Annotated in this window: 2 protein-coding genes; both read left to right on the top strand. The window is 64.9% G+C overall.

Annotation, left to right across the window (positions count from 1 at the left end):
• A partial coding sequence (locus MUO23_09020; protein MCJ7513096.1) for a hypothetical protein occupies window positions 1-1,543 on the top strand: 1,543 nt, incomplete at its 5' end.
• 99 nt (window positions 1,544-1,642) lie between these two features.
• The coding region (locus MUO23_09025) for a creatininase family protein (protein ID MCJ7513097.1) at window positions 1,643-1,899 on the top strand (257 nt) is incomplete at its 3' end.

Consider the following 1,899-nt stretch of genomic DNA (forward strand, 5'->3'; position numbering starts at 1 on the left):
AAGCATCGCCTGGTTGACAACTGCCTTGTTTGTGACGCAGCCCTTGTTGTTCGGGTACGCCTTCGTTAATCAGAAGGACACGCCCTTCATGGCGGCATTCGTAATCATCCTCGCCGCCGGTCTGGCCGTGGGCGACCGCCTGGCGGCAAGGCAGCCAGCCACCGCCTCGACTCACGCTTTCCGTCAAGGGCTGTCGGCGGAATGGCGTGCTCTCCGCCCGGGGGCTCGAGCGGCGCTGCTCGGCTATCTGGCCCTGGCGGTGCTCGCCCTCCTCGACCAGGCAGTCTTCCGTTGGTCCCTGGGCTGGGTGGGTTCCTGGATGGTTGGCGCCTATGAGGGGCGCGCAGGCCCTGTGGTGTCCTGGTTGTTCTCCGGCGCCGCGGCGCATCCCGCCGGAATCCCGGTCGAAGCCTATCTCTCGAAGCTCGAAGTGAACCTCAGGCTAGCTGCGGTTCCCGTCCTCCTCGGGATGATCGGGGGGGCGGTTCTCCTGCTGCGGGCGGAGTTCCCCCTCAGCCTTCGGCGCTGGACGGCTCGGAACGCGGTCTGGGTCTTGCCGGCCATCGTCGGAGCCTTCGTCGGGTTTGCCGTCTCCATCCGGCCGATCGGTGCCTTCGCCGGCGCACTGGTCAGCCTGTTCTGGATTCTCCGGCTCAAGCGCTGCTCGCTGACGCCGCTACTGGCCTCATGGGCGGCAGCCGCAACCACGGCCTACCTGACCTGGCCCTACTTGTGGGCCAATCCCCTGCGCAACTTCTGGGCCTCGCTCCAGCTCACCGGAACCTTCCCGGCGCATGACATGCTCTATCGCGGGGTCACGATCTCATCGGATGCCCTGCCCTGGCATTTCTTCCCAACCCTGGCCGGGATCCAGCTGACCGAGCCCGTGTTCCCGCTGGTGGTGCTGGGTGTCGGCGCGTTGCTTTGGCGATTGCGGAAGCGGAGCCTTCCCTGGCGGGAAGCCCTCGTCATCGGCCTGTGGTTCCTAGTTCCGATGTTCGGTCTCTTGTTCATGGGCTTCGGTATCTATGGCAACATTCGCCAGCTGCTCTTCGTGCTGCCACCCTTGTTCCTCCTGGCGGGCCTGGGACTGCAGGTCGTCCTGCAAGCGCTGCCCTGGGTATGGGCCAGGAGGGCGCTCGCCGCGCTCGTGATCCTGCCAGGGGTGGTGGGGATCGTTCGCATGCACCCCTACGAACACGCCTACTTCAACTTGTATGCGGGGGGAGTCGATGGAGCCTGGGGACAGTACCAGCCAAGTCACTGGTGCACCTCGTTGCGGGAGGCGGGCGAGTACGTGAACGCGGCGGCTGCGCCCGGGGCGGTCGTCCTGGTCGATGGGCCGGTGGAGGGAGTCCGTGCCTTCGCCAGGCCGGACCTAGTGGTCGAGGGCGTCTGGACAGGGCTTGCAGATCCGGCTTTCATCGTCACCTGCACTCGAACGCCGGACGAGATGCAGGCCATCGCTGGTATGCACAAGGTGTACGAAGTGCGGCGGGGCGCAGCGGTGTATGCAGAGATATTCCAATCCAATGCGCAATGACTCCCCGTTCATCTCACGCCGTGGCAAGTGCGTCATCTGCCCTGGGCTCGAATGAAGCCACCGGAATGGGTCCAGGCCCGTAGCGAAGAAGAGGATGCCTTGGAAACCCGACAGTTGAGCACGATGAATTGGATGCAGGTCGAGTCCTACTTGAGATCCGACGACCGGCTGATGCTCATCCTCGGCGCTTGCGAGCAGCACGGCTACCTCAGCCTGCTGACAGATGTGCAGATCCCGGAGACCATCGCCCAGGCCGCGTCTGAGAGGACAGGCGTACTGGTGGCGCCCTCGGTGCCGTTCGGCTACTCGCCCTTTTTCGCCGCCTATCCGGGAACGATCAGCCTCCGCATCGCAAC

Source organism: Anaerolineales bacterium (genome assembly GCA_022866145.1).
Classification (GTDB): domain Bacteria; phylum Chloroflexota; class Anaerolineae; order Anaerolineales; family E44-bin32; genus PFL42.